The organism is Aulosira sp. FACHB-615 (genome assembly GCF_014698045.1).
In the GTDB taxonomy this organism is placed as follows: Bacteria; Cyanobacteriota; Cyanobacteriia; order Cyanobacteriales; family Nostocaceae; genus Nostoc_B.
This window is the reverse complement of the sequence record NZ_JACJSE010000014.1, coordinates 86,384-110,954: the sequence shown is the minus strand read 5'-3', so window position 1 is coordinate 110,954 and position 24,571 is coordinate 86,384. Positions and strand designations below refer to the sequence as shown.

The window sequence follows — 24,571 nt, the reverse complement described above, 5'->3', positions numbered from 1 at the left end:
TTAAAATTTGTAGCTTAAAACTTGAATCACCTTATCTTCTGGTAACTTGCCAGGAGTAATGGTAATGGTGTCACTGTTGCTACGGCGGACGGTGATCCCTTGCACCAAATTGAGAAACTCATCCAAAGGTGATATGTCACAAGCATTTGCATCAGCAGCTTGGGTGCGGTAGTGAGTCGGAATTACCACTTTGGGATTTAACACCTCTATTGCTTGTTTAGCTTCCTCGGCATTATAAGCTTTCGCACTACCGCCTACAGGAATAAACACCACATCAGGACGACCCATGAGAATTTTTTGTTCAAGGGTAATGGGTGCAGCAATTCCGCCTAGATGTAAGATATTAATTCCTGCTTGTTGCCAACTCCAGGCGGTATTTTTGCCGAATTGTCTTCCACCTTTGCGATCGTGATCTGTGGAAATTCCTTGAAATTTTATCCCCTGAAAATCATAAACGCCAGCTTCGTATACTAGTTTGGGATTCCCTGGTAAATCTTCTACTGCGCCTTCGTCTAATAATTGACTGCTAATCAAAACCAAGTTTGCACTCACTTTTGGCGCACGATAACCAGCAGTACAACCAACTGTGCGGAAGGGATTGGCAAGAATTTTTACTCCGCCACCAGTAATTAGAAAGCAAGTATGACCCAACCACTGAACTGATAAACCGCCAGACTGTGCGTCAGCTTCAGAGTGAGAACCTAAAGTAGAAACTAAAGCTGTGACTAACCCCGCCCCAGCATAGCCCATCAATTGTCGCCGTTTCATTAATCACTCTCTCGTCGGTAATTGTTCCAGAAAGTTTCGCAATAACTGTTTTCCTGAAGAAGTTAGCACACTTTCTGGGTGAAACTGGACTCCTTGGATGTGAGGATAGTTCCGATGGCGCACTCCCATAATTGTGCCATCTTCAACCCAAGCCGTGATTTCTAACACTTCGGGGCAAGTTTCGCGGTCAATCACCAAACTATGATATCTGGTGGCGGTCATAGGATTTTCTATTCCTTGAAAAACTCCCACATCAGTGTGTGTTACCTGGGAAGTTTTGCCGTGCATTAACTCTGGAGCAGAGACGATTTTACCACCAAATACTTGACCAATACTTTGATGCCCCAAGCACACACCTAAAATTGGCAAGCTTGGGCCGAGTTTTTCAATCAAATCCAGCGATATACCCGCATCTTCTGGGCGGCCAGGCCCAGGTGAAATTACCACAAGGTCGGGTTGTAAATCTTGGATTTCTGCGATGGTAATTTTATCGTTGCGAAAAACTTGAATGTCTGATGCTATGGGAAACTCTGCTGCTAGTTCTCCTAAATACTGCACCAAATTGTATGTAAAACTGTCGTAATTATCAATGACTACAATCACGGCCTAGACTCCTGGTGATCATTACCAGATTCTAGCCGTCAGCGTCAGTAATTATGTCATTCAAGGTTGAGAAATTTTTATGGATAAGTTTGACTAATATCTAAACTTAAAACTTGGACATAATTAATATGATTAATGGCGGTAGCAATAAGGTACAAGCTACTAAGATAGCGACTAAAGCAGAAACAAGCACCGCACCCGCCGCACAGTCTTTAGCTACTTTGGCTAATTCGTGGTAGGTCTGCTTGACTGTTAAATCTACCAAAGATTCGATCGCAGTGTTGAGTAGTTCGAGTGCGAGAACTAAGCCGCTAGTAATCCCAATGACAGCGATTTCCACAGGTGACAAATGCAAGAATATGCTTAATGCGATCGCCAAAGCACAAAAACTGACATGAATCCGAAAATTGCGTTGAGTCTGAAAACTGTAAGTAATACCAGCCCAAGCATACTTAAAGCTCACAAATAAATTAGCAGCAACTTGCCACGAGAATTCCCTTTCCTTAGTGATCAGTGATGATAACTTGTTTGGCGGTGGAGGAGAAACTTGTTGGGACATAAGCTAAAAAATAGAACAATATGTTTAGGTCAACTGGGAATTTTTGCTGATTGTACTCATCCAATCAACTTCTCGGCAATTTTCTACACGAGTATTATAAAAGGATGCCTAAAAATTAACATCGACAGACATAAAAACTTTAATATTCTATGTCAATATCAATACCCACTGTCTCCAGTAATATTACCTGCTGCTTTAGCATTTGCATTAAACTCTCATCATCAGGATGATCCCAGCCCAAAAGGTGTAACAGCCCATGCGCGGCTAACCAAGTTAACTCAGTTTTTAAACTATGCCCTTGTTGTTGGGCTTGGCATTGGGCGGTAGTTACCGAAATCACAATATCACCTAAATACACAGGTTCATCCTCCATTTCCGCATAGTCTGGAAAATCCGTTTCTAATGCAGCGAAGGCTAACACATCTGTAGGTTTATCTTGATGTCGATATTGAGCATTTAATGATTGAATTTCTGCATCGTCTGTTAAACGCAGCCCTATTTCATAGCTTGGCGCTGGTGGTAAATCAGATTGAAGATTTTCTAACCAGCGATGAAACCAATTCTCCCAAGTTTCCGCCTCAACATTGACAGCCAATTCGGGGGAAGAATCAGAAAAAATATCTTGTAAATTTAGTTCAACTTGTACCAAGTACAAACACTCCTCAGCAATGCAGGATTTTGCTTGGCCTTTAACGGGTCAGGTAAGCAAGACCAATTAAAACAGCTAATAGCCCCACAGTCGATAACAAAAAATGTTTTATGGAAGTACCGCCCTTGCGTACCATATTCCGCATCGCAAGTTTGACGTAGCTTGGTTGGGGTTCCGTTGAGGGAGAGTCACTCATAATAATTTCGTAACCAACTCTTTTATATATAAATGTAACAGTTTCCTTACATTTCTCTTGCCATTTTGTCTATTTTCGGTTGACTAGGTGTCAGGGTGCAATATATTGCACCCAGCGACTGAAGTCGCGGCTACACAAACAAAACCCGCCTACGCGGGTTACAAACCATTGATTGTGCTAGTCCGAGGACTTAGTTTGTGTAGCTACGAATTCCATTCATTGGGGTTAGGTTGCAAGATATGTGCTTACACCCCTGCACCCTTTCACCCTTACCCCCAACAGTTCATTAACCAGAACTACTATCGACTAGCTGATTTTCTTGCCGCAGGTAGGCTTGGATGAACATATCGAGGTCGCCGTTCATCACATCAGCGATCGCAGTTGTTTCGGAATTGGTACGCAAATCCTTTACCATCTGGTAAGGATGAAATACGTAGTTGCGAATTTGATTACCCCAGGAAGCTTCCACCATATCACCACGAATTTGGGCAATTTCTTGCGCCTTTTGTTCACGGGCGATAACTAACAGCTTGGCTTTGAGACGGGCGAGGGCTTTTTCTTTATTTTGCAGCTGCGATCGCTCTTCTGTACAGCGCACAGCCAGACCTGTCGGTAAATGCACAATTCGGACTGCCGTTTCTACTTTGTTAACGTTCTGTCCACCTTTACCACCAGCCCTGGATGTGGTAACTTCCAAATCTTTTTCTGGAATATCCAACTGCACAGAATTATCTATTTGGGGCATGACTTCCACCCCAGCAAAACTAGTTTGCCGTTTGCCGTTAGCATTAAAAGGTGAAATCCGCACTAAGCGATGTGTGCCAGTTTCTGACCGCAGATAGCCATAGGCATAACGCCCAGTAATTTCTAAAGTTGCTGATTTAATCCCCGCTTCATCACCCTCAGATTCTTCACTGAGTGCTACTTTATAACCATGTGCTTCTGCCCAACGGGTGTACATCCGCAGTAGCATAAATGCCCAATCTTGAGCATCTGTACCCCCCGCACCAGCGTTAATTGTCAACACAGCCCCTTCCGCATCATAAGGGCCAGAAAGTAGCTGTTGTAACTCCCACTGGTCAAGGTCACGGTTGAGCTTAGTGATAGTAGATTCCGCTTCTTGCAGTAGAGACTCGTCGGTTTCTAACTCCAACAGTTCCACCACTGCTTTAGTATCTTCTAAACTGGCTCGCCACTGGTTATAAGTATCCAAGTGGGATTTGAGTTCGTTAAGTTCTTGCAGCGTTTTTTGGGCTTCAGTTTGATTTTCCCAAAATTCTGGCTGTGCTGAGATTTGTTCTAAGTCGTTAATTTTCGCTGTCAGTGCAGGTACGTCAAAGATAGTCCTGGGTTTTACCCAGGCGGCTAGACAACGTTTCGATTTCGCGTTTGAGTTCTAAGACTTCCATAGTGCTTGCTAAATTTAGAGCTACTTGGATGATGTTCTAAGTTTGCTCTTGAGATTTTATTTGTTTTTTTGATTTTAGCGGCAGTTGAGTCAATTCTTTTGCTGTGACCAAATATTTACATTGCACAGCAATGAAAAAACCGTGGCTAGTAATTTTGCACCACGGTTAAAAATTTATTAAATTTTTCTATTTATCGTGAGTTAATCGCGGCCATTGAGGGCAATCAGCAACCGTAAGATAAAGACAAACAGGTTAATGTAAGTCAAATACATCGACAAAGCCGCAGGCAGGTATTGGTCGTTGCGGTAAGTACGGGGCAGAATATAGAAGTCTACGACGGATACGCCCACAAACAAAAATACGCCTAAACCAGAAATGCCGATTTCTAGCCAAGTTGGGGTATAAACACCAAACAAAGCAAAGAGAAATTGGACTGCACAAACCACAATCAAGGCGATAACACCGAGACTGATGGTTTTTGTCAAAGCCATTCCGTCTTGTTCAGACAAATTTGAACCAACTTGACGGGCAACAATAAAGGTGACACCGCAACCAAGGGCGGCTAACCCGATGCCTTGAATACCAACACCTTGGGTTCTTAAGGCGACAAATACTAAACCACTGAGAGTATACCCAGATAAAAGGCTATAGGTTGCCAATAAAGGCAGGGCAATACCCTTATTGCCTTTTTCCGCAACATTTTGGGCAACGAAGAACAGAATTAATTCTAAAATTACCGCACCAATAAAGGTCGGGAAGAATATTTCAGGGTTAGTACGGATAACGCCTAAACCACCGTAGGTTCCCAAGGCAGTTAGAACAAGACCACCACCAACGTAAGGTAAGGCATTAGCGATGACATTGGGGCCGATGAGGGCTTGGGTTCTAGCGTCTCGGATAGCTTCACGAAAGTTACTTGTATTGCTCATACTTGAGTTTTTCGCGCAAAAAAGTTCTGTATATTCCTATTCTTACCAAGATTTTCATTTATCAGCTAGGGGATTTTGTGCTTAACCTTAGCCTGCATCATTGTTACAAAATAATTCAGCCGTCGAAATTCAGAATCCGGAAGCAATTGTTGATGAGACTTCAGTTTACAAACTTAGCTGTGGTTAGGTTTGAGGAATTTCATTAGTTTTTGTAATCAACAATTTGTGAGATAAATATTAATTTTAATATTTTGCAATATTTTTATTTTTCAGGAGAAATATAGTTAAATCAAAAATTTCAACTGCTGATTTTTGGGATATTGCCGACTATGGCTAAATATTTCTGGATAAGTCCAGCATTTAACTACAAAAATATCTAGGTTTGCTACAAAAAATAAATATTAATTAACTCAGCAAGTTCATAGATAAAACACTAATCACCTGCAACAACTGAGTTAGGAAAATCATGCGTAAAAACACTGAATACCAGAGATAGAGCCGAATTAAGTTCAGTGGAACGACGATGGTTTAATCAGCGTGGTCTAAGGAAAATAATTACAGCTTTGAAGAACTATATACGCAACTCCGTTTTTCTAGGAAAAGGAGTTAATACAAAGGAATTGATATGGCAGCAATTGAGTCTTCTATGCGAATTGATGGGATAGAGTTATTACACTTATACCACCAGAACCCCTCAATTAAACTTCGTAATCAACTTGTACAGTTACATACTGGCTTAGTGCGAAAGATGGCTCATAAATTTAGCCATCAATGTAATGAACCTTATGAAGATTTAGAGCAAATCGGTTATTTTGGTTTAATTAGAGCAATTGAGCGTTTTGATCCCAGTCAAGGATATGCGTTTAGTTCCTTTGCTGTACCATATATTCGTGGCGAGATGCTACATTTCTTGCGCGATCGCAGTACACTGTTAAAAATTCCTCGTCGTTGGCAAGAATTGTACAATGAAGGCCAAAAAATTCGCAAAGAATTAGCATTATCTTTAGGTCGTCCTCCCAAAGATTCAGAAATTGCTAAGATACTGAAGGTTTCTGTACAAGAATGGCAAGAGACAAAGTTAGCTGCCCAAAATCGGATGCCTTTGAGTTTGGATGCGACGGCAGTTCACTATGTTGATTGTCAAATTACTTTAGGTGAAGCATTACCTTGTCCTCGTTCTGCGGTGATGCAGCAACAAGAAGAAGAACGCCAACAACTCCAAGGGGCAATTAATATGCTAGAAGATAAACCCCGGATGGCAGTAGAAATGGTCTTCTTAAAAGAACTTTCACGCAAAGATGCCGCTAAAAACATTGGTACTAGTCCAATGACTGTGACACGGTATCTGCAAAAGGGCATTAATGATTTGATTAATTATTTGCAGCCTCAAGCTGTAGCTTCAGGGTCTTGATGTTTGCTACTACCAAATTACTGACAGGAAAACTCTATAACTCCGATCGCTTCTAACTAATAAACCAAGTTCTGGATTTAAGTACTTAGACAAGATTAATTAATAACATTGTTTTCCTGTTAAATATTCTCTACCTCAACACATAAATTTAATCTTGCCCAACCACTTATCGCTATCCCTACACTGGTGAAGTACAGCCATATAAATTTAACCGCCAATTGAAGAGGATAAATGCAGATGAGGAAACACTATATTACTCTAGATGTTTAGTAGTAGTTGTCATGGGCATATAAATCAGGGTGCAGTCTCTCAAAAGAATTTCATCTATTCAAATAAATTTTAGGAATTTAAGCCTGCACGTTGAAAGATAACGTTAGGGCTAATTTCCAACTCTGGTAACAAGTCATCAGTAATTAATTGATGATGGCGATACGTGATAGGTAAGGAAGCTGGGACAAATACAGTGATAGTTCTGGCTTTTGTATCGACTACCCAAACACGCGAAACACCTGCGTTGAGATAATCTGTGGCTTTTTCAGCCATGTCTCCAAAAGTTTGTCCGGGTGAGATAATCTCAATCACTAATTCGGGCGCAACCGGACAAGCTTCATCTTGCAACCAATCAGCAGCAAGGCGGTTGTAAGAAATATATGTCAAATCAGGTATAGGTATCCAATCTTGTTGATTTCGGGTTAATTTGATTGCCCACTCAACTACAACCCGGCCTTTTTTCTCTGCCCATATAGACAATATTATAAATAAAGCGCCAGTCGTCGCACCATGAAAAAATTTTGGTGACATTTCATCATTTTTATATTTCGGAACAGCTTGACCATCAATAAGTTCGTATGTAACATCACCTTCAGGAAGTGCGAGAAACTCTTCCACAGTTAGGCGTTGGTTAGAAGACTGAACCATAGGTTTAAAAAGTGCTGAGTTAAATGGCTGCGGTGTATACACAAATCTGGGTTGAGTGCATCTATCCCGCCTCGGAATTGATTCCAAGTCTTACAGCACAAGTCCTCTGAAGAGGACTCAACTAGAAATTTATTCCAGTCCACTTGAGTGGACTTTGGCTATGAGCCTGGAACTTTAGTTCAAGGTGGGATAGGCTTTCATACTACAAATTTTTGACTTGTATGTACACGGCAGTCAATGACCATTGATCATTGACTAACTACCGTGATTTTAGATCAGCGATCGCACCTCTGGTCATGGCGGCAATGGCTTTATCTGTTGCTTTCGGCAAATGATAATATTTACCGCCGGCTGTTTGGGCTAATTCTTTGGCAAAGCCGGTGGAAACAAACTTACTTTCCGTATCAATTACCAATAGTTGCATTCCCAAAGCCCGAAATCTGCCAGCAATTTCTAATAACTCGCCTTTAATATCCGGTTTTTCTCCTGGTTCCTGGGGTTCGCCTAAAGAACGCCCTAACGGAATATTACCCCGGCCATCAGTGATGGCTACCACTACAACTTGCCCAATATCGCCACTCATTTGGGCGTTCAAACCAACACGTACAGCTTGGGTTAAACCATGCGCCAAGGGTGAACCGCCACCACAAGGTAATCTTTCCAAACGGTTTTTTGCTAAAGCGATAGAACGTGTTGGGGGTAATAAAACTTCCGCCTGTTCTCCCCGGAAGGGAATCAACGCCACTTGGTCACGGTTTTGGTAAGCCTCAGTTAACAGTTGCATAACTGCACCTTTAGCAGACTGCATCCGGTTCAAAGCCATCGAGCCAGACGCATCTACTACAAATACTACCAATGCCCCGGCTTTGCGAACCAAGCGTTTTGAGCGAATATCACCTTGCTCAACAATTACTTTTCTGTTTGGTTGTCGCTCACGCCGTGCTTTTTGATAAGGTGCAGCAGCTCGCAGGGTAGCATCTACGGCGATGCGCCGGACTTTGCCTTTGGGTAACATCGGTTTGACGTAACGTCCCCGGTCTTCGGAGAAAATTAAGCTGCGACTTCCAGATTTACCTTGACGTTGGGACATTTGGGCAAAATACAGCACGCTTTCATCCAGAATTACACCTTCTGGGTCAAAGATAAATTCTTCGGGGATGCTTGGTGGTTCTTGGTTTTCTGGTTCTTCGGGTTGGTCTTCTTCTTTATCTTCCTCTTCCTCTTCCTCTTGTTGGTCTTGTTCTGACTCGTCTTGGTTTTGTGGTGGTGGTGGGGGAGGAGGTGGTGGTGGTTGGTCGGGTGGTGGTGTTTGGACTACAGTTGCCCTTGGTACAATTACTAACTCAACAGCGCGACGTAAATCATCGGCGTTAACGGTGGTGCGTCCTTCTAAGGCGGCGGCGGCTTTGGCGACGCGCACAGCAAATAATTCAGCGCGGTGTCCTTGGACACCACCGCGAATAGCTTCATTAACTAAGTAAGCGATTTGGTCGTGGGTGATGGTGACTTCTTTTAACCATTCCCGCGCCAGGATAATTTGGGTTTTCAGTCCGTCGAGGTCTTCGCTGTACTGCTGAAGAAATTCTTGGGGAGATTTGGAAAAAGCGATCGCTTGTTCTACTGCTTCTACTCGTTGATCTAAACCGAGTACACCATCAGCCGAGAGGGCGATCGCAATTCTATCCAGTAAATGTTCCCGTAGTGCGCCTTCTTCGGGGTTGTAGGTAGCAATAAATAATGCTCTGCAAGGATGTTGAACACTAATACCTTCGCGCTCAATTTGGTTGCGCCCTTCAGATAATACTGTTAAAAGTTGATTGGAAATTTGGTCATCTAATAAATTGATTTCGTCTACATACAGCACACCCCGGTTAGCAGAGGCGAGTAACCCAGGCTGAAAAACTGTATCCCCTTGCTTCACCGATTGTTCCACATCTACAGAACCTAAAAGTCGGTCTTCTGTAACACCGAGAGGAATCTGGACAAAGGGCGCAGGAATAATTTGTGTAGGGATATCCTGAATATCTTTCTCGGCGTATTCGGCTAACAGTAAATCGTCCCATTCTTCGGGGCGGGTGGGATCGCAGTTGCTAATCGAATCGGGAACAACTTCAATTGGCGGGAGTAAGGCGTGAATAGCACGCGCCATGACAGATTTTGCCGTACCGCGACGACCTGCGATCGCCACTCCTCCCAAACCAGGATCGACTGCTGCTAACAGCAAGGCTAATTTTATCGCTTCTTGACCGACTACGGCAGTCAAGGGAAAAGAGGCGATCGTTGGAGTGATAGTAGGCGCAGGCATTGTTTGCAAAAATGATTATGAAGGCAGGAGGTTACTGAGCGTAGCCGAAGTAAGGCAGGAGGCAGGAGGTAAGATTTTCTAATATTATTTCTGCTTTGCTTCACTGGTCTCGGTTTTTAGCATATCAATTTCTGGCGCTATCTTGCCGATTCCCTAATCTAAACTAAATGGGGCAAATTTTATTTGTCCGAATAGCATATTTTTGTCTACTGCTGACAAAATTTTATTATTGGTGCGATTGTTATTGAAACAACGACAAACTAATTGCGCCACATCCGCACGATGGATACTGCCAACAATGCTTGTGTCCTCAGTTAAAACGCCATTACCTGTGGCTGGTTCTGTTTTCAATCCACCAGGACGAATAATAGTATATGTGAGTCCACTGGCAATTAAATATTGTTCAGCTTTGTCTTTTTCGACTAAAACTGATTGCAGCGCCGCCAATGCTTGGGGAGATAATGCGCCAACACTATTACCAGTCCCAATGGAAGTCACTAAAATAAATTTTTGGACTTTGGCTTTGATAGCTGCATCAATGAGATTTTTATTCGCCGGGTAATCTGGTTTTTCTGTATCTGTCGGTAAACCGCCAATAGTACTAATAACAGTGTGGATGGGTTCATTAGTGAGCATAGCTGCTTCCACATCACTAACATTCATCGCATCACCCAAAATTGTCTTGACACCCGTTGCTTGTAATTCAGTCGCAGCCGTTTCAGTTCTCAACAGTGCTTTGACTTTGAGTTGTTGTGCTGTTAAACAGTTGGCGATTTCTCTGCCAACACCACGACTTGCCCCAGCCAGAAAAATATATGATTCACTTGTCATAACGAATTGCGGAACTACTAAATTACTTCTGCTCCAGGGATTGTATCAAATTGTGAACATTCTTGAGGCTGAGATGAAACCGCAACTCAGTATGTATCCTCAATGATTGACAAACATCTCTACCTTGTCTTCCTTGTCCCCCTTGTCCCCCTTGTCTCCCCTGTCTCCCCTGTCTCCGTTATTCACACATCAAATAGGACTGCTATATCTTCATCTTGTTGGATTTCGCTATCGCTCCACCCAACCTACTTTTATATTGGAGTTATTTTTAATACTTAAAATGCAGTAGAGTATTTTTACTTAATCCCATCGTAGGAGGTATTTTTGCTGGCGATCGTGCGATTCTAGCAAGTAACTCTATATAGAGAACGACAGATGACCAACACATCGCAAGATATCAGAGTAATATCTACCACGAGAATTTGGGGAATCACAGTGTGTATTTTAACAGTTTGTATTCCGCTTTCGGCTGTGACGAGAAGTGGAGCGTTGTTACCTTTAGCTGCTCTTGGTAGTGCTACAGCCGGAACGATCGCTATTTGGCGGAATGATGAGAAAAAATCGCCTGCTGGTGCTTTACAACCACAGCAATTAGAACTATTAGAGCAAAGAATAGCCAATTTAGAAACAATAGTCAGTCATGAAGAATTTGATTTACAGATGAAAATTAAACAGCTAGAAACCAGCGATCGCAATCATCATTCTGTTTCTTAAACTCCTATTGTCTCAATCACTTTTGCGGCTCGTTAGTATACACAATTGTGGAAAATATTTCTGCCACTTTTAGAGCATAATCTCTCTAATTTAGTAAAAATAGCTATCATCAACCAAAATGCCCAAAACTCTGCCAATAACCTGCGAGTTCTGCTTAAATCATACTAGTCTTGGTTAAGATTACTGTTTCTAGAAAACAGTATCTTATTCTCTAGTTCCGATAGAATTATTGGACATCATAGAACTCTATCTAACTCATACCCAATACCGATTTGAGATTTTAGGAGCAAGTTTTGACTAAAAGTCTTTTTGCAAAATCTCAAAGAAGCTTGCTGATCCCAAGGTGGTATCAATTAGATCATTATGCTGAGATTTGAGTGATCTTTACACACTGAACTTTACAGATACATCTCCATAAATGTGTTCTGTTAGACTGCGAAGATTACCGAATTTTTATTTTACTAGAAGTTATAAACTTGAGTAATTACGTTGGTATAGCTTACCGTAGGTATGCAAAATTGTATCGCTGGAATGCAGATGGATTGGATTAGCTTACTTCAAGCCCAGCAAGCTGATTTCCTTCAACGTATTAAAAAACCTAAAACTTACGACCTATCTTTACTGGACAGTCAAGTTAAAGGTTGTCACAGCGAAATTATGGCGTTTTGGGGTGATTCATTGGCAAAAATCCAAGAATTATCACGCCAACAAGCCGAAATTATCGCCAAAAATCCGCCGCCCATCCCGCCAGAATATCCCGAACCGCCTGATTGGGTGATTCCTTATCCCAAACACTTTCAACAACAAGCACAAGATTATCTTTTGCGCGAGCAAATTGTTGAACAAGTGATGGCGGAACGGCTGGGTAAGATAGTGAAAAAGTTGCCCCAAGACACTATTCAAAATATGGTGTTAGATGATGAAGGCAATTTACGCAGCGAAAGTAAATTTACATACTGCCTAGCTGATAGTCCAAAACACAGCGTGTTAGTTTATGCTGCCGATGGCGAAAGTTTTAACGGTATCAAGAAAGATAAAATTAGGTGGACAGTCACTCAAGATGACTTACGCAACCACCAAGTTTTAATTTTCTTGTGTCTGTTTTATCCTTCTAATGGCAAATTAGGCTATGAAAAGCACGCTGTAATTGCTGGGTTTTTGCCGAGTAATCAACTGGAACTCTCGGAAACTAAATCTTATGTGACTCCTAGTAGCCTGTTATATGCAGGGGGATTAAGTTGGTATTTAGAGTCACTCACAGCGAAAAAGACTACTAAAAAAGATATATTGCCAACAGTTGAAGAGCAAGCGATCGCCGAAAGCATTCAAATTGTCTCATCAGATCATCCCCAAAAAGAAATCATTGGTGATTGGGAATTTTGGCAAACATTAAAAGGTCATACTAGAGGGATTTATTGCCTTGATTTTGCTTCCCGTTGTCACAATGGCAATGTCACCCCGATTTTAGCTAGTGGGAGTCGCGGCGAAACCAAACTCTGGGATTTAAGCAAAGGAGAATTAATTGATACATTATCCGAAGCGCCTTGGATAGCATCAGGGTTAGTGGATGATGTAAACTCTATATCTTTCAGCCCCGATGGTCATACATTAGTCAGTGTTGGTGCAGATTCGACAGTGAAAATTTGGCACGTCGGCGCACCAGAATTGATTGATATCCTGCACAAACATAATGGTGTAGTGCGCTGTACCGCCTTTACCCCAGATGGGCGGATGGTAGCCACTGGTGGCGATGATCGAAAAGTTCTGTTTTGGGATTTAATGCAGCGTCAGGTAGCGATCGCTCTATCTTTAGATGATACAGCCGCCCATGCCCTGGCCTTGAGTCCCGACGGCAAAACCTTGGTGACTGGTAGTTACCGCAAAATCAAAGTCTGGAAAACAGCCCAACTTTCAGAATGTAGCACCCTGCAAGAAATCGAACCACTGCACAGCTTAACCGGACATTCTCACATTGTGCGTTCCCTAACTATTAGTATTGATGGACAGTGGTTAATTAGTGGTAGCTGGGATCAGACAATCAAAATCTGGCATTTAGAGACAGGGAGATTAATTCGCACCCTCAAAGGTCATACTGATCGAGTATATGCGATCGCCCTCAGTCCAGATGAGCAAATTATCGCCAGTGGTAGTGCAGATAAAACCATTAAACTCTGGCATTTCAACACCGGAGAATTGCTAGGCACATTTACCGGACATAGCAATATAGTCACATCCCTAGCCTTCACAACTTCTGGTGATATGTTAGTCAGTGCCAGCTTAGATAAAACCATTAAAATCTGGCAGCGTAGTTAATAATTACAATGGATTTTATCGCTATCTCTCCAGCTAATTTACTAGCTTCCTATTCCCTACAGGTAAGGGCGAAGGCTACGCCCTTACTGAGATTTTTTCAAAAATTAATAAAATTGCAGCTTTTCAACCAAAACTTTCTGCCCACTTTGAAAATTAGAACAGTCTAACTTTGTCGTCAGTCGGAAGTTTAACAAATCATAGCGAGGTTTACCATCTGGATGATTAGCTCTTGGTGGGATATCGAGTGCTTCGATTAAACAACCTCCAATTGTCGAATCTGGAGTTACCCTAAAATTCACCCCCGGTAACTCAAAGTGCTTGACCACGATATTCCGCAAATTACGAGAATGCTGAATAACAAACTCCACTTCAACTTCGATATCAGCTAGAAATTCCATATTTCCCACACTTAGTAAAATAAATAAATGTAGGTTAGATGAAACTCAGTGTAACTTAACAATGTCAAGCTTATCAAAGTTGAGTTGTGCGATCGCTGATTTTTGGGATTACTTCTATCTAGGGAATTAATTTTTACTAAATAGATTATACATATAGTGTTTACTAGTCTACTAAGGTACAAATTTATCTGCGTCCATTTGCGGTTCATTATTCTTCTTCATACCTCACTAGAGCAAGAAACGCTATAACCCTTACCATTTATAAATTAGATGGCAGATACATATCCAATAAGTAGTTAAACATAATTAATTACACAAAGTCATTGCGAATGGAGCGAAGCGAAATGAAGCAATCGCAAGGGCTGGGATTGCTTCGCTTCGCTCGCAATGACTGTAATTAATTTTGCGTGGTTACTTATTAAGAGTGACAGATAATCAGGATGCAGTTACAACTGACACTATACAAATACAATCAAGATGAGAAATATGAGTGAAAGTACATCTTTAACACAGCAGTGGTTAGCTGAAATTCAAGCACTCAAACGCCAATTAGCAGAACAAAGGCTTGATTTAGAGTCGGCTTGGGAAAGTGCGGAAAAATGGCGCAAACTCTACAACACAGAAGCAGAACAACGCCGGACAGACGCGCATTTATTCCAACAAACGATCGCATCTCTCAAAGCCAATATTCACAAACTCCAAGGTATTGAAGCCGCAACACTGGCTGATGGTAAAGCAGTTGAAGCCATTCAAGCTGAAATTACTCAAATCCAAACGCTGGAAGAATTGCAGACAAAATTGATTGCAGCGATTAAAGAACGCGATCGCCTTTTACAAGCCTTGAAAACTGAACAAGAAAGTCACGCTCAAACACGCAAAAGTCTGACTACCGCCTTGGGTGATGCTATTGATAGCTTGGCACGAGAACGCAGCGCCGCAGAACAGGAGAGATGAGATTGTGTTCAGCACAAGACTGAGCGTGAAGAGCGCAGGGGGAGCAGCACCTCGACTTCGCTCGGCGACCGGGTGCAGGGGAGCAGGGGAGAGGGTTGTTTTTAATGACTCAAGACCAAGGACGAATGTAATTTAGATGAGTTTGAACTTTTCAAAGCTTCATTAATACTGGTCATGAATAACTGATTTAAAGAAATGCCTGATGCTTTTGCCATACAGGGAATTACACTTTTAGTAGCAAAAGAACAATATAAACCTGCTTCTAAAAACCAAGGTTCTCCCTGGGGATCAATGCGGAAATCAAATAAACTGTAGTGGCGACAACCCAAAGCTTGATGGCATTTTTTAGCCACTTGCTGAACTTTTGTGGTGATGGGGTCGTGAGTATCAACAATCCAGGCTGTGATATTGTCTTTGGCGGTTAGATACAAGTTACCATCATCGTTTTTGCGGAGTTTATCATCATAGTTACGGATGGGTTTTTTCTGGGAGTCTACTAAATACTCTTCTAAAGGTAAACCGATTAGTTTCCCATCTTTCACCAGAATGCCACATCTAACTTCGCGTCCGAGTTCGATAAATTCTTCGACAATGACCTCAGAAGCGTATTCAAAAGCTTGTTTTAGTGCAGCCTCATATTCAGCCACATCTTTTACCAAGGCAATACCTAAAGAATTGTCCGAAGTTGCGGGTTTAACAACTGCTGGCGGTGAAATTGTCGGTTTGTCTCCTGGGCGGAGGAGTTCACCACGCGGTACTTTTACCCCAGCCGCCGCGACAATTGCTTTGGCTTTGGCTTTGTGGGATGCGATCGCCATCACATCTGGAGTATTACCAATGTAAGGAATCTTCAGTACATCAAATAAAGCACGGTAGTGAGTCATTCCCGGAATACAAAACATTTGTGGTAACACAAGGTCAATGTTTTGTGCGGTAATCAACTCGATCGCTGCAAACAAAGTCATCGGTTTGGCAACAGCAATATCATCTAGGCTGAGAGATTGAGGAAATCGCCACAAACCATCGGGTGTGATGTATGCAATCTGAAATTCATAACGCGATCGCTCTGCGGTTGCTGTTAAACAATCTTGAGCATAAAGGCGTGACAATTCACAGTGAAAATCATCGTATGCAGAGCCAACTAAATGTAAAATCCGCAGTAAAGACATAATTTTTGGTAAATAGGGCTTGCTGAAAAAGTACTAAAAACAATACTATTTAAAAGCTCACGCAAAGGCGAGGCAGCGCGTTGGGCGGCTTTGCCGACTTGAAGCGACTGCCGTCGCAAAGACGCAAAGAAGAATGCAGAAAGATAACTCACTCTCAATCTCTTATTCCTCTGCGTCTCTGCGTGAGACAAACTCATCCTGTCTTTAATCGCCGTCTAATTCCACCAATTTACCAATATTGAAATCGATTTTTACCCAACCTTTGAGTTGTTGCAAATTCTGGAGTAAAAGTAGCGGAATTTGCCAATGATGCAAAGTCAAAAATGGTAAAGGATCATCAAGATTGTAAATAGCATCAGTACCCTGGATTATGGTCTTAATTGCTGTTTGTAATTGCTTCCAGGAACGGATACCTGTTAACCGCCAAATTTCGTGATATATCCAGTAAGTCGGCTTGCTACTTGCCAAAGGTTCTAGAGGTGCAGGTAGGGGAGTTTGCTCAAAATAAGCCTCGGCTACACCAGGATGATTGTAAAACATGGTAATTGCCGAATGAGTCCGGGGATTGCATTCAATGGCGTAAACTGTACCGTCTTCAGCTTGGATAAAGTCAAAAGAAACTTGTCCCGTCAGCCGCAAACTCTTGACAAAATGTTGTATCCATGCACGAATTTGGGGATTTTCGACGTTTTCATAGTTAATTTGAAACGCCGAAGAGTTACAACAGCAATGTAATCTGAGTTCCCCATCCCGGACTGTACTATGGGTACAAAACTCCTTACCAGGGATAAACTCTTGCATAATCCAAGGTGTTTCGGGGCTGATGGGTAAACTGTTAACAAAAGCGGCGGTTTCTTCTGGGGTGTCGCAGGGAAGTTTGGTTAAATTCAGGCGGCGAACGGAGTCGTAAGGAATACTTTTAAGGATATATTTGCGGGTTTCTTGGCTAAAATCAAAATTAATTACTTGTTGAGGGTCAGTAATTTTAAAAGATTTAGGTACAGATAAACCAAGCGATCGCGCTTTATCAGTAAAGGCAAATTTATCATCTAGCATCTTGGTAATATCTGCATCAAAGTGAAACACTTCGCAGTATTTTGCTAGTTCTGGCTTGGCTAAAGAGTCATAGTAACTAGCTACAGGACTGCACACAGGGACATAAACGTCAACTTTTTCTTGTTTGACGATTTCCACTAGCGCCTGAATGTAGGCTTCTGGGTCTTTTTGTGGAGCCGGAACTGTATAAAAACGACTCACAGCTTGAGAAAATCTATGTCCAGATAACCAATATTTGTGACTTTCAATCAAAATTACTCTGTGTCCAGCCTTATGGAAGGAGCGAGCCAGTTGCAAAGCTTTGGTCATCTTGGCTCCACTTACCAAGATAGTTCGGGGGTGAGCCGCGACGACAGTTTTTGTAAACAAACGGCGCACCAGACCCCACAGCAAAGCTATCACCACCATCAAAGCATTCAACGGCAAGGCTAAGAGTAATAATGTCAGAGTGCCAAGGGTCTTGATTAGAGCTAAAATTTTTACTCCCGCACCCGTGGAAGGCGTTGATACAGGTACAGATAAAGATATTGATTGTGACATCAGTATTTCCTTTGTGTTGATGGTAGAGACGTTGTGATATAACGTCTCTACTGCTTTACGCCACTTTTCTAATTAAGGTGACACCATCGCGGATGGGTAACAAAACTTGCTCAACACGCACATCAGCAGCCACAACCGAGTTAAAATAGGCGATCGCTTCACCGTTAGCAGTGCGTTGTTCTGGTGGTAGGTAAGCTTGTCCTTGCAACAAGGTGTTATCCACACAAATCAAACCATCAGGAGCGAGTAAATCCTGATCCAAAATCATCTGGAAGTAATCAACATACTCCTTTTTATCGGCATCGATGAAGATTAAATCAAATGATTCTTTTCTGGCTGCTAGTTTGCGGAGGGTTTCTAAAGCTGGTGCAACTTCGACAATGATTTTTTTGCCGTCCGGGGATTCGTCAAAGCAAGCTTGAGCAAATTGGGCAACATAAGCATCTACTTCGCAAGCAATGAGTTGTCCGTCACTGGCTAATGCTTCCGCCATCGCTAAGGCCGAATAGCCAGTAAACATTCCTACTTCGAGAATGCGCTTGGCTTTGGTAAGATGCACCAACATTTTCAAGGTCTGCCCTTCCAGATGTCCAGAGAGCATTTCCTGTTCTAGTTGACGTACTGTTTCCCCATCACTAAAGCGTTTACTCCAGTCTTCTTGGCTGGTTTTTTTGGCTAATGCTGCTAAGGCGCTTGATTCTGGGGTGGTGCATTCATCCAAGTAAGGATCTAAACCAGCAGCTAACTGCACTGACTGGCGTAGCGCATCTAATATCTCGGCGGGAATATTTTGCTGTTGTGCTAATTTCAGGGTTTGCTGTAACTGGGCTACTAAGATGCTGTGGGGCGTGATTGGTCTAGGGGTTGGGAGTTGTACAACACTGGTCATCTTTTTACACCCCTAATAATTGCACTTCTTGAGGTTCAATGTAGGCATCAATGCCAGCACCACCACGAGGATATTCAGCACACAGACGTTTATGTTCAGCTAAGGCTAAATCTAGTTCTTCACGAGTCAAGTCATTAACAAAGAAACACTCACCAATAGGACGCGGCATGGCGGCGCGTTGTTTACCATCTCTAGTGAGGCTAATAGATTTAGTAGCATACCAAAGTAAATCTTCATCTAGCAGAGGGTGATCTAGAGATAGACCGATACGACTCATCAAACCTAAAATGCGATCGCGCTCTTGTAAAGAAATATAACCCCGGCGGGCGGCAATAGTCGCAGATAAAGCCATATCGATATTGACCGCGTGACCGTGATATAAAGGTACTTGCGGCGCTAATTCTAGGGTAGGACTCCAAGTATGACCGTAGGCAATGACGCGATCAAGGTCGATTTCATGCAGATTGGGAGTCTCTAACTCCAACATGGTTTTGATGGCTTCGTAGTTAACTTTATGGGCAATCTCTTTGATTTCTGCTGTGCCATTCACATAGCCAAAATGGGTCTTCAACAGTTCTTCGCCATATTCATATAGCAGTTCAAAGACTTGTGAGTTAGCAACTACCGCAATTTTGACTAACTCCGCCATTCCGTTGCGGACTTGAGCCGTGGGTAAGGTTTGCAAAAATGAAAAATCCAGAATTACCTTCAAAGGTGCATGATAAGCACCCAGGCGATTTTTCAATTTGCGATGGTTCACCGCTACCTTAATTGCTACACCTGCATCGATTAAGCCAATTAATGTAGTCGGAATGCGAATATAGTTACTCTTGCGACGATAAGCAGCACAGGCAAACCCAGCGACATCAGTAATTAGACCACCACCAATAACTAAAACTGGTTCCTTACGCACTAAGCCAAAGTCGGCAAAAGCATCAATAATTTTTTCAAAACTCTCCAGGTTTTTCCCTGGCTCAGTGATGATGATCGGAAATACTGTCAGTGCGATTTCATAATGCTGGAAATATGACTTAATCTGTTCGCCATAAAGTTCATAAACATTGGCATCAATTACAGCCAAACAGCGACCAAACTTTGCATAGCTATCGGCAATTTCTCTGTTTTGAATATCAAATGTACCGTTCACATAGACAAGACTAAAATCGATCTTCTCGTAGCCTTGGACGTGAAACGCAGTTTCTGTTGCTTCAAACGATGCTTGAACTGTATTCATGTATTTTCGCTGTCAGCTTTTTTAGAGATCAGCCCTGTATTGTCGCGTGATCCCCAGAATCAAGGCAAGGACAGTTAAGACAGTTAAGAAATTTAAAGAAAAAAATTTATCTGTTTGCGATCGCTCCCCAACCCCAAGAGTTGAAAAAAATTACCAATAAGTATAAAGTAAGTTTTGGAAACTCATTGCTCACATTGAGCTATAAAGCCGCGCATCTAAGAATATGCGGCTCAATATTTACTAAATATTCTCAATTAAGATGTTGTAATTGCCCATGTCAGATAAAACACAAATAGTTTACCTAAATGACGAGATTTTCCATTAATCCAAGAGCATGACAAAAGCAACCACAGCATCACCAATCAACTGGTATAAACCCAAAATTTCGCCATTCCTGGGGCTGATTTTAGGCATACTGATTCTGCTGATTTGCTTAGTGTTTAGTGTCACTTTAGGTGCAGCAGAAATACCGACGAATAAGATTTTGGCATCCTTTGTCGTTTTTGATGGGTCTTATGAACATTTAGTCATTCAGACAGTGAGATTACCGCGATCGCTCATCGCCTTGCTGGTAGGATCAGCCTTGGCAGTTGCTGGTGCATTAATGCAAGGTTTGACACGCAACCCCTTGGCAGATCCCGGAATTTTAGGTATTGAGTCAGGAGCCGCATTAGCTGTAGTCACCACAACTTTTATCTTCGGTAGCTCTTCCTTAAATGTTTTAACTATCGTGGCCTTTTTAGGTGCAGGTGTGACAGCAGTGTTAGTCTATCTGATTGGTTCCTTGGGTAAAGGCGGAGCCACCCCACTGAATTTAACCATTGCAGGTGCAGCAATTACCGCCCTGATTTCCTCAGTGATGACGGCGATGCTCATAGTTAGCCAAAAAACCTTAGAAGAAATTCGATTTTGGTTAGCTGGTTCTTTAGCTGGCCGCGATATCAATATATTATTGTCAGCATTACCTTTTGTCGTGATTGGCTTAGTCCTAGCTTTTGCCCTAGGTAGACAAATTACCACCATGAGTCTAGGTGAAGATGTGGCTAAAGGCTTGGGTCAACAAACGGGTTGGGTGAAAATTACAACCGCCATCAGCGTAGTCTTACTGGCGGGAAGTTCTGTATCTTTAGCTGGGCCAATTGGGTTTATTGGCTTAATTGTTCCCCATATTGTGCGGTTTTTTATCAAAGCTGATTACCGTTGGATTTTGCCTTATTCCGCAGTCTTGGGGGCAACTTTACTGTTAATTGCAGATATCGCGGCGCGTGTCTTACTCAAACCCCAAGAAATACCCGTAGGAGTTATGACAGCCTTGGTTGGCGCACCCTTTTTTGTCTACTTGGCTAAATCGAAGGTAAGAAAATGAAATTGGATTGGCTTGTATTTCGTTCTGAAACGATATCTTTGCGGATTGACCGCCGTGTGCCACCAATGCTGTTATGTTTGGCAGTGGGGCTTGTGGTGGCGATGGTGATGAATTTAGGACAGGGTGAATATCCGATTTCTCCCTTAGATATCGTCAAAACTGTATTGGGTATAGATACAGGCAACCCAGATCATGCTTTTGTGATTGATAATCTCCGTCTACCCCGTACCCTAATAGCTGTCATGGTGGGAATGGCGCTGGCGGTGGCTGGGACTATCTTTCAAGGCATCACACGCAACCCATTAGCTGACCCCAGTATTATTGGGATTAATGCAGGCGCAAGTTTAGCGGCAGTTGCCGTAATTGTACTCTTACCAGCAGCACCAATTTACGCTCTGCCTTTATCAGCCTTTGGCGGTGCTTTATTGATGGCTGGGTTAATTTACTCCTTAGCTTGGAACAATGGTAGTTCCCCCGTTTTGTTTATTTTAATGGGCGTGGGGTTGTCTGCGATCGCCAGCGCATTCACCAGTTTGATGATTACCTTTGGCAATATTTATAGTGTCAGTGATGCCTTGGTGTGGTTAGCGGGTAGTGTTTACGGACGCACATGGGAACAAGTCTTTTCCTTTTTACCTTGGTTAATCGTTTTTGTGCCGATGGCATTGACATTAGCTAGACAGTTGAACGCCTTAAATTTGGGGGATGATGTCGCCAAAGGTTTAGGAACTCGCGTGGAATGGCAACGGGGTTTACTGGTACTAGTCGGTGTCGCCTTAGCTGGTGCAGCAGTCGCCACAGCAGGAATGATTGGTTTTGTAGGATTAATTGCACCCCATATCAGCAGACAGTTAGTAGGTACAAATCATCAAGGCTTGATTCCTATCTCGACATTATTGGGAGGAATGTTAGTTGTAATAGCAGACTTTCTAGGAAGAACAATTTTTGCACCCATTGAAATTCCTTGTGGCATTGTAACGGCTGCCGTCGGTGCGCCTTATTTCCTCTATTTGTTAATTCGTAATCGGAAGAAATAGCTTTGTGAACTTAAACTCAATCCCTTTATGGGTAGAGTATTCTGAATTTTGAATTCTGTTTTCCGACTCATTTTTATTAATTTATTATGGTAAAAAATATGAAAGGATTATCAACAAAAAGTTTATCTTTAGCTTATGATGGTGCGCCAATTATTCGTGACCTGAATTTAGCAATTCCTGGTGGTAGGATTAGTGCTTTAGTCGGTGCAAATGGTTGTGGTAAATCCACCTTATTAAGAGGGTTAGCCAGACTTTTAAAACCTTATGGTGGTACAGTTTATCTTGATGGTCAATCTATTTTTAATCTTTCTACCAAAGAAGTAGCCCAACAATTGGGAATCTTGCCGCAAAACCCACTAGCGCCAGAAGGGCTAACTGTCCGAGATTTGGTAGGACAAGGACGTTACCCTTATCAAAACTGGTTGCAGCAATGGTCAGAAAAAGATGAAAAAATTGTCCAACAAGCACTAGAAATTACCAATTTATTAGATTTAGCAAATCGAGCCTTAGATACTTTATCTGGTGGACAAAGACAACGTGCTTGGATTGCAATGGCATTGGCACAAGATACAGATATTTTATTATTAGATGAACCGACTACTTTTTTAGATTTAGCGCATCAAATAGAAGTATTAGATTTGTTATATGAATTGAACCAGCATCAAGGACGAACTGTTGTAATGGTGCTGCATGATTTAAATCAAGCTTGTCGTTATGCAGATTATTTAGTAGCTGTCAAACAAGGAAGAATTTTTACGGCTGGAGAACCACAAAATGTTATGACAGAGGAGATGGTACAAGAAGTATTTGGCTTAGAATGTCGGATTGTGCCTGATCCAATTGTCGGAACACCGATGTGTGTTCCCATCGGGCGTAAGGGTATGAGAATGTGCAATTCTTGATGAGTGAATCACAGTATCTACAGGAATTCGGTTTGATTTCTGAATTTATTTGTGTAGGTAGGGAATGGGGAGTCGGGAGTAGGAAAGTGCCTACACAGTCATCGGATATTTTTTTAGTTGGAAGTCAACAGCAGATTATTACCGCTAAAGGTTGAGTATAATCACAATTGCTGTTAAATCTGACTCCAAACTATGAAAATTTATCGGGAAGACTTAGATTGGGCGGTTTCCCAAGGCTTAATTACAGAAGAACAAGCCAGTGCGTTGTGGAATGCACTTTCCCTGAGAAACAGTGAACGCCCACAGTTTAATTTTGTCAATGTTAGTTATTACTTTGGGGCGTTAATTGTGATCTCAGCCATGACTTGGTTCATGACATTAGCATGGGAATCATTTGGTGGCGTAGGTATTTTTTTGTTAGCCAGTATTTATGCCTTTTGCTTTGTGCTTGCCGGCAGCAATCTTTGGTGGCGACAACAAATGAAAATTCCTGGAGGTTTGCTATTTACCATTGCAGTTTGCTTGACTCCTTTAGCAATTTACGGACTACAACGTGCAACCGGATTTTGGATTCAAGATAACCCCGGTACATATCAAGATTTTTATACTTGGATTAAAGGCAGTTGGTTTTTGATGGAGTTAGGAACTATTATCGCGGGTTTAATTGCCATCAAGTTTGTGCGGTTTCCTTTTTTGATAGCCCCCATCGCCTTTTCGCTATATTTTATGTCTATGGATATCACACCATTATTATTTGGCGAAAAAACCTACAATTGGCAGTTAAGGTTAGTAGTTTCTGTATGGTTTGGGATTGCTTGTATTGTGATTGCTTATCTGGTAGATATCCGCACCCGCAGACGCGATGGAGATTATGCTTTTTGGCTATATTTGTTTGGGTTACTGGCTTTTTGGTGGGGTCTAACTTTAATGGGAGACAGTAATGAGTTGCAAAAATTTATCTATTGTTTGATTAATTTAGGGTTAATGTTATTGTCGGTTTTGTTAAGGCGAAAAGTTTTTATTGTGTTTGGGGGTATGGGTGTTTTTGGTTATTTAGGACATCTAGCTTATAGCATCTTTAAAAATGCCCTTTTATTTCCGGTTGCGCTCACAGTTTTGGGAATATTTATTATCTATTTAGGAACTTTATATCAACGCAATAGTAGGAATATTGAAGCTTTTCTAGAACGGTTATTACCCGAAAATGTGAGACGCTTTTTACCTAGAGAGTAATAATTTTTTGGCAAGACAGCAAGCCCTAAGTAAGTCCCCATAATTGAGTGATACAGAACACAAGAGTTTTTTGTTCAGGACTTCAACACAAAGATTGTCTTTTCTCCAGATTTGTAATTAGATAAGATTACCAAGCTGAAGCAATGGGAACAGCAAATGGAAAGATGAACATTAACTAGCTATTCCCA

23 protein-coding genes are annotated in these 24,571 nt (G+C 42.0%); 8 read left to right on the top strand and 15 right to left on the bottom strand.

The genetic code is table 11. The features are described 5' to 3' along the window. The 7 genes from H6G77_RS21250 to H6G77_RS21220 form a co-directional block, all read right to left on the bottom strand. A complete protein-coding gene (locus H6G77_RS21250) occupies window positions 1-768 on the bottom strand; it encodes an MBL fold metallo-hydrolase (protein WP_190872666.1) in 768 nt (255 codons plus the stop codon). A gap of 3 nt (window positions 769-771) precedes the next feature. Then, the gene (locus tag H6G77_RS21245; protein WP_190594989.1) at window positions 772-1,371 is read right to left on the bottom strand and encodes a glutamine amidotransferase-related protein; all 600 of its coding nucleotides are present in this window, start codon (window positions 1,369-1,371) and stop codon (window positions 772-774) included. Window positions 1,372-1,477: 106 nt separating this feature from the next. Next, a complete protein-coding gene (locus H6G77_RS21240) occupies window positions 1,478-1,930 on the bottom strand; it encodes a diacylglycerol kinase family protein (RefSeq protein ID WP_190594990.1) in 453 nt (150 codons plus the stop codon). Between the two features lie 139 nt (window positions 1,931-2,069). Then, on the bottom strand, window positions 2,070-2,579 hold the full coding sequence (ybeY, locus tag H6G77_RS21235; RefSeq protein WP_190872665.1) for an rRNA maturation RNase YbeY: 510 nt from the start codon (window positions 2,577-2,579) through the stop codon (window positions 2,070-2,072). A gap of 40 nt (window positions 2,580-2,619) precedes the next feature. After that, complete coding sequence (locus H6G77_RS21230; RefSeq protein ID WP_083468722.1) at window positions 2,620-2,775, bottom strand: DUF3285 domain-containing protein; 156 nt, start codon at window positions 2,773-2,775, stop codon at window positions 2,620-2,622. A gap of 286 nt (window positions 2,776-3,061) precedes the next feature. Beyond that, window positions 3,062-4,184 (bottom strand): peptide chain release factor 2 gene (gene prfB / locus H6G77_RS21225; RefSeq protein WP_190872664.1). Its coding sequence is split into 2 segments (ribosomal slippage): window positions 3,062-4,111 and window positions 4,113-4,184, totalling 1,122 coding nucleotides; the frame shifts between segments, so codons are not numbered across the junction. Window positions 4,185-4,384: 200 nt separating this feature from the next. Continuing rightward, window positions 4,385-5,113 carry a Bax inhibitor-1 family protein gene (locus H6G77_RS21220; protein ID WP_190671636.1) on the bottom strand — a complete coding sequence of 243 codons (729 nt, stop codon included), beginning with the start codon at window positions 5,111-5,113 and terminating at the stop codon, window positions 4,385-4,387. 625 nt (window positions 5,114-5,738) lie between these two features. Between H6G77_RS21220 and H6G77_RS21215 the strand changes: the two genes are divergently transcribed. Then, a complete protein-coding gene (locus H6G77_RS21215; RefSeq protein ID WP_190594994.1) occupies window positions 5,739-6,524 on the top strand; it encodes an RNA polymerase sigma factor SigF in 786 nt (261 codons plus the stop codon). 339 nt (window positions 6,525-6,863) lie between these two features. On the opposite strand, the gene H6G77_RS21210 is transcribed toward H6G77_RS21215, so the two are convergent. From H6G77_RS21210 to H6G77_RS21200, 3 genes are all read right to left on the bottom strand, one after another. Then, window positions 6,864-7,442 (bottom strand): Uma2 family endonuclease, encoded by a 579-nt coding sequence (locus H6G77_RS21210; RefSeq protein WP_190594995.1) that lies wholly within the window; start codon window positions 7,440-7,442, stop codon window positions 6,864-6,866. Window positions 7,443-7,701: 259 nt separating this feature from the next. Continuing rightward, on the bottom strand, window positions 7,702-9,747 hold the full coding sequence (bchD, locus tag H6G77_RS21205) for a magnesium chelatase ATPase subunit D (RefSeq protein ID WP_190872663.1): 2,046 nt from the start codon (window positions 9,745-9,747) through the stop codon (window positions 7,702-7,704). Window positions 9,748-9,900: 153 nt separating this feature from the next. Further along, window positions 9,901-10,578: an SDR family oxidoreductase gene (locus H6G77_RS21200; protein WP_190872662.1), complete on the bottom strand. Its 678-nt coding sequence runs from the start codon at window positions 10,576-10,578 to the stop codon at window positions 9,901-9,903. A gap of 375 nt (window positions 10,579-10,953) precedes the next feature. Between H6G77_RS21200 and H6G77_RS21195 the strand changes: the two genes are divergently transcribed. Both H6G77_RS21195 and H6G77_RS21190 read left to right on the top strand, forming a co-directional pair. Then, window positions 10,954-11,292, top strand: a complete 339-nt coding sequence (locus H6G77_RS21195; RefSeq protein WP_190594998.1) for a hypothetical protein — start codon at window positions 10,954-10,956, stop codon at window positions 11,290-11,292. Between the two features lie 510 nt (window positions 11,293-11,802). Beyond that, window positions 11,803-13,605: a WD40 repeat domain-containing protein gene (locus tag H6G77_RS21190; RefSeq protein ID WP_190594999.1), complete on the top strand. Its 1,803-nt coding sequence runs from the start codon at window positions 11,803-11,805 to the stop codon at window positions 13,603-13,605. 104 nt (window positions 13,606-13,709) lie between these two features. On the opposite strand, the gene H6G77_RS21185 is transcribed toward H6G77_RS21190, so the two are convergent. Further along, window positions 13,710-14,003 carry a hypothetical protein gene (locus tag H6G77_RS21185; RefSeq protein ID WP_190872661.1) on the bottom strand — a complete coding sequence of 98 codons (294 nt, stop codon included), beginning with the start codon at window positions 14,001-14,003 and terminating at the stop codon, window positions 13,710-13,712. A 486-nt stretch (window positions 14,004-14,489) separates the two neighbouring features. Between H6G77_RS21185 and H6G77_RS21180 the strand changes: the two genes are divergently transcribed. Further along, window positions 14,490-14,957: a hypothetical protein gene (locus tag H6G77_RS21180; protein WP_190595003.1), complete on the top strand. Its 468-nt coding sequence runs from the start codon at window positions 14,490-14,492 to the stop codon at window positions 14,955-14,957. A gap of 101 nt (window positions 14,958-15,058) precedes the next feature. Here the strand turns inward: H6G77_RS21180 and H6G77_RS21175 are convergent, their stop codons facing one another. From H6G77_RS21175 to H6G77_RS21160, 4 genes are all read right to left on the bottom strand, one after another. Next, the gene (locus tag H6G77_RS21175) at window positions 15,059-16,126 is read right to left on the bottom strand and encodes a D-alanine--D-alanine ligase (RefSeq protein WP_190872660.1); all 1,068 of its coding nucleotides are present in this window, start codon (window positions 16,124-16,126) and stop codon (window positions 15,059-15,061) included. Window positions 16,127-16,330: 204 nt separating this feature from the next. Further along, complete coding sequence (locus tag H6G77_RS21170) at window positions 16,331-17,722, bottom strand: ATP-grasp domain-containing protein (protein WP_190872659.1); 1,392 nt, start codon at window positions 17,720-17,722, stop codon at window positions 16,331-16,333. A 55-nt stretch (window positions 17,723-17,777) separates the two neighbouring features. After that, a complete protein-coding gene (locus H6G77_RS21165) occupies window positions 17,778-18,611 on the bottom strand; it encodes an O-methyltransferase (RefSeq protein WP_190872658.1) in 834 nt (277 codons plus the stop codon). Window positions 18,612-18,615: 4 nt separating this feature from the next. Next, a complete protein-coding gene (locus H6G77_RS21160; RefSeq protein ID WP_190671620.1) occupies window positions 18,616-19,845 on the bottom strand; it encodes a sedoheptulose 7-phosphate cyclase in 1,230 nt (409 codons plus the stop codon). Window positions 19,846-20,179: 334 nt separating this feature from the next. Here H6G77_RS21160 and H6G77_RS21155 point away from each other — a divergent pair, with 334 nt between their 5' ends. From H6G77_RS21155 to H6G77_RS21140, 4 genes are all read left to right on the top strand, one after another. Then, entirely contained in the window at window positions 20,180-21,211 is a 1,032-nt protein-coding gene (locus H6G77_RS21155) for an iron ABC transporter permease (RefSeq protein ID WP_190872657.1), read from the top strand. After that, window positions 21,208-22,248, top strand: coding sequence for an iron ABC transporter permease (locus H6G77_RS21150; protein WP_190872656.1), 1,041 nt, complete (start codon window positions 21,208-21,210; stop codon window positions 22,246-22,248). Before H6G77_RS21155 ends, H6G77_RS21150 begins: the two co-directional genes overlap by 4 nt. A gap of 98 nt (window positions 22,249-22,346) precedes the next feature. Beyond that, the gene (locus tag H6G77_RS21145) at window positions 22,347-23,150 is read left to right on the top strand and encodes an ABC transporter ATP-binding protein (RefSeq protein ID WP_190872655.1); all 804 of its coding nucleotides are present in this window, start codon (window positions 22,347-22,349) and stop codon (window positions 23,148-23,150) included. Window positions 23,151-23,342: 192 nt separating this feature from the next. After that, window positions 23,343-24,383, top strand: coding sequence for a DUF2157 domain-containing protein (locus H6G77_RS21140; protein ID WP_190872654.1), 1,041 nt, complete (start codon window positions 23,343-23,345; stop codon window positions 24,381-24,383). The last annotated feature ends 188 nt before the right edge of the window (window positions 24,384-24,571 follow it).

Excerpts from the sequence above, each read along its gene's own strand:
- H6G77_RS21250 (WP_190872666.1), bottom strand. The coding sequence starts at position 768 with ATGAAACGGCGACAATTGATGGGCTATGCTGGGGCGGGGTTAGTCACA.
- H6G77_RS21240 (WP_190594990.1), bottom strand. The coding sequence starts at position 1,930 with ATGTCCCAACAAGTTTCTCCTCCACCGCCAAACAAGTTATCATCACTG.
- H6G77_RS21230 (WP_083468722.1), bottom strand. The coding sequence starts at position 2,775 with ATGAGTGACTCTCCCTCAACGGAACCCCAACCAAGCTACGTCAAACTT.
- H6G77_RS21220 (WP_190671636.1), bottom strand. The coding sequence starts at position 5,113 with ATGAGCAATACAAGTAACTTTCGTGAAGCTATCCGAGACGCTAGAACC.
- H6G77_RS21215 (WP_190594994.1), top strand. The coding sequence starts at position 5,739 with ATGGCAGCAATTGAGTCTTCTATGCGAATTGATGGGATAGAGTTATTA.
- H6G77_RS21210 (WP_190594995.1), bottom strand. The coding sequence starts at position 7,442 with ATGGTTCAGTCTTCTAACCAACGCCTAACTGTGGAAGAGTTTCTCGCA.
- bchD (WP_190872663.1), bottom strand. The coding sequence starts at position 9,747 with ATGCCTGCGCCTACTATCACTCCAACGATCGCCTCTTTTCCCTTGACT.
- H6G77_RS21200 (WP_190872662.1), bottom strand. The coding sequence starts at position 10,578 with ATGACAAGTGAATCATATATTTTTCTGGCTGGGGCAAGTCGTGGTGTT.
- H6G77_RS21195 (WP_190594998.1), top strand. The coding sequence starts at position 10,954 with ATGACCAACACATCGCAAGATATCAGAGTAATATCTACCACGAGAATT.
- H6G77_RS21190 (WP_190594999.1), top strand. The coding sequence starts at position 11,803 with ATGCAAAATTGTATCGCTGGAATGCAGATGGATTGGATTAGCTTACTT.
- H6G77_RS21185 (WP_190872661.1), bottom strand. The coding sequence starts at position 14,003 with ATGGAATTTCTAGCTGATATCGAAGTTGAAGTGGAGTTTGTTATTCAG.
- H6G77_RS21180 (WP_190595003.1), top strand. The coding sequence starts at position 14,490 with ATGAGTGAAAGTACATCTTTAACACAGCAGTGGTTAGCTGAAATTCAA.
- H6G77_RS21175 (WP_190872660.1), bottom strand. The coding sequence starts at position 16,126 with ATGTCTTTACTGCGGATTTTACATTTAGTTGGCTCTGCATACGATGAT.
- H6G77_RS21170 (WP_190872659.1), bottom strand. The coding sequence starts at position 17,722 with ATGTCACAATCAATATCTTTATCTGTACCTGTATCAACGCCTTCCACG.
- H6G77_RS21165 (WP_190872658.1), bottom strand. The coding sequence starts at position 18,611 with ATGACCAGTGTTGTACAACTCCCAACCCCTAGACCAATCACGCCCCAC.
- H6G77_RS21160 (WP_190671620.1), bottom strand. The coding sequence starts at position 19,845 with ATGAATACAGTTCAAGCATCGTTTGAAGCAACAGAAACTGCGTTTCAC.
- H6G77_RS21155 (WP_190872657.1), top strand. The coding sequence starts at position 20,180 with ATGACAAAAGCAACCACAGCATCACCAATCAACTGGTATAAACCCAAA.
- H6G77_RS21150 (WP_190872656.1), top strand. The coding sequence starts at position 21,208 with ATGAAATTGGATTGGCTTGTATTTCGTTCTGAAACGATATCTTTGCGG.
- H6G77_RS21145 (WP_190872655.1), top strand. The coding sequence starts at position 22,347 with ATGAAAGGATTATCAACAAAAAGTTTATCTTTAGCTTATGATGGTGCG.
- H6G77_RS21140 (WP_190872654.1), top strand. The coding sequence starts at position 23,343 with ATGAAAATTTATCGGGAAGACTTAGATTGGGCGGTTTCCCAAGGCTTA.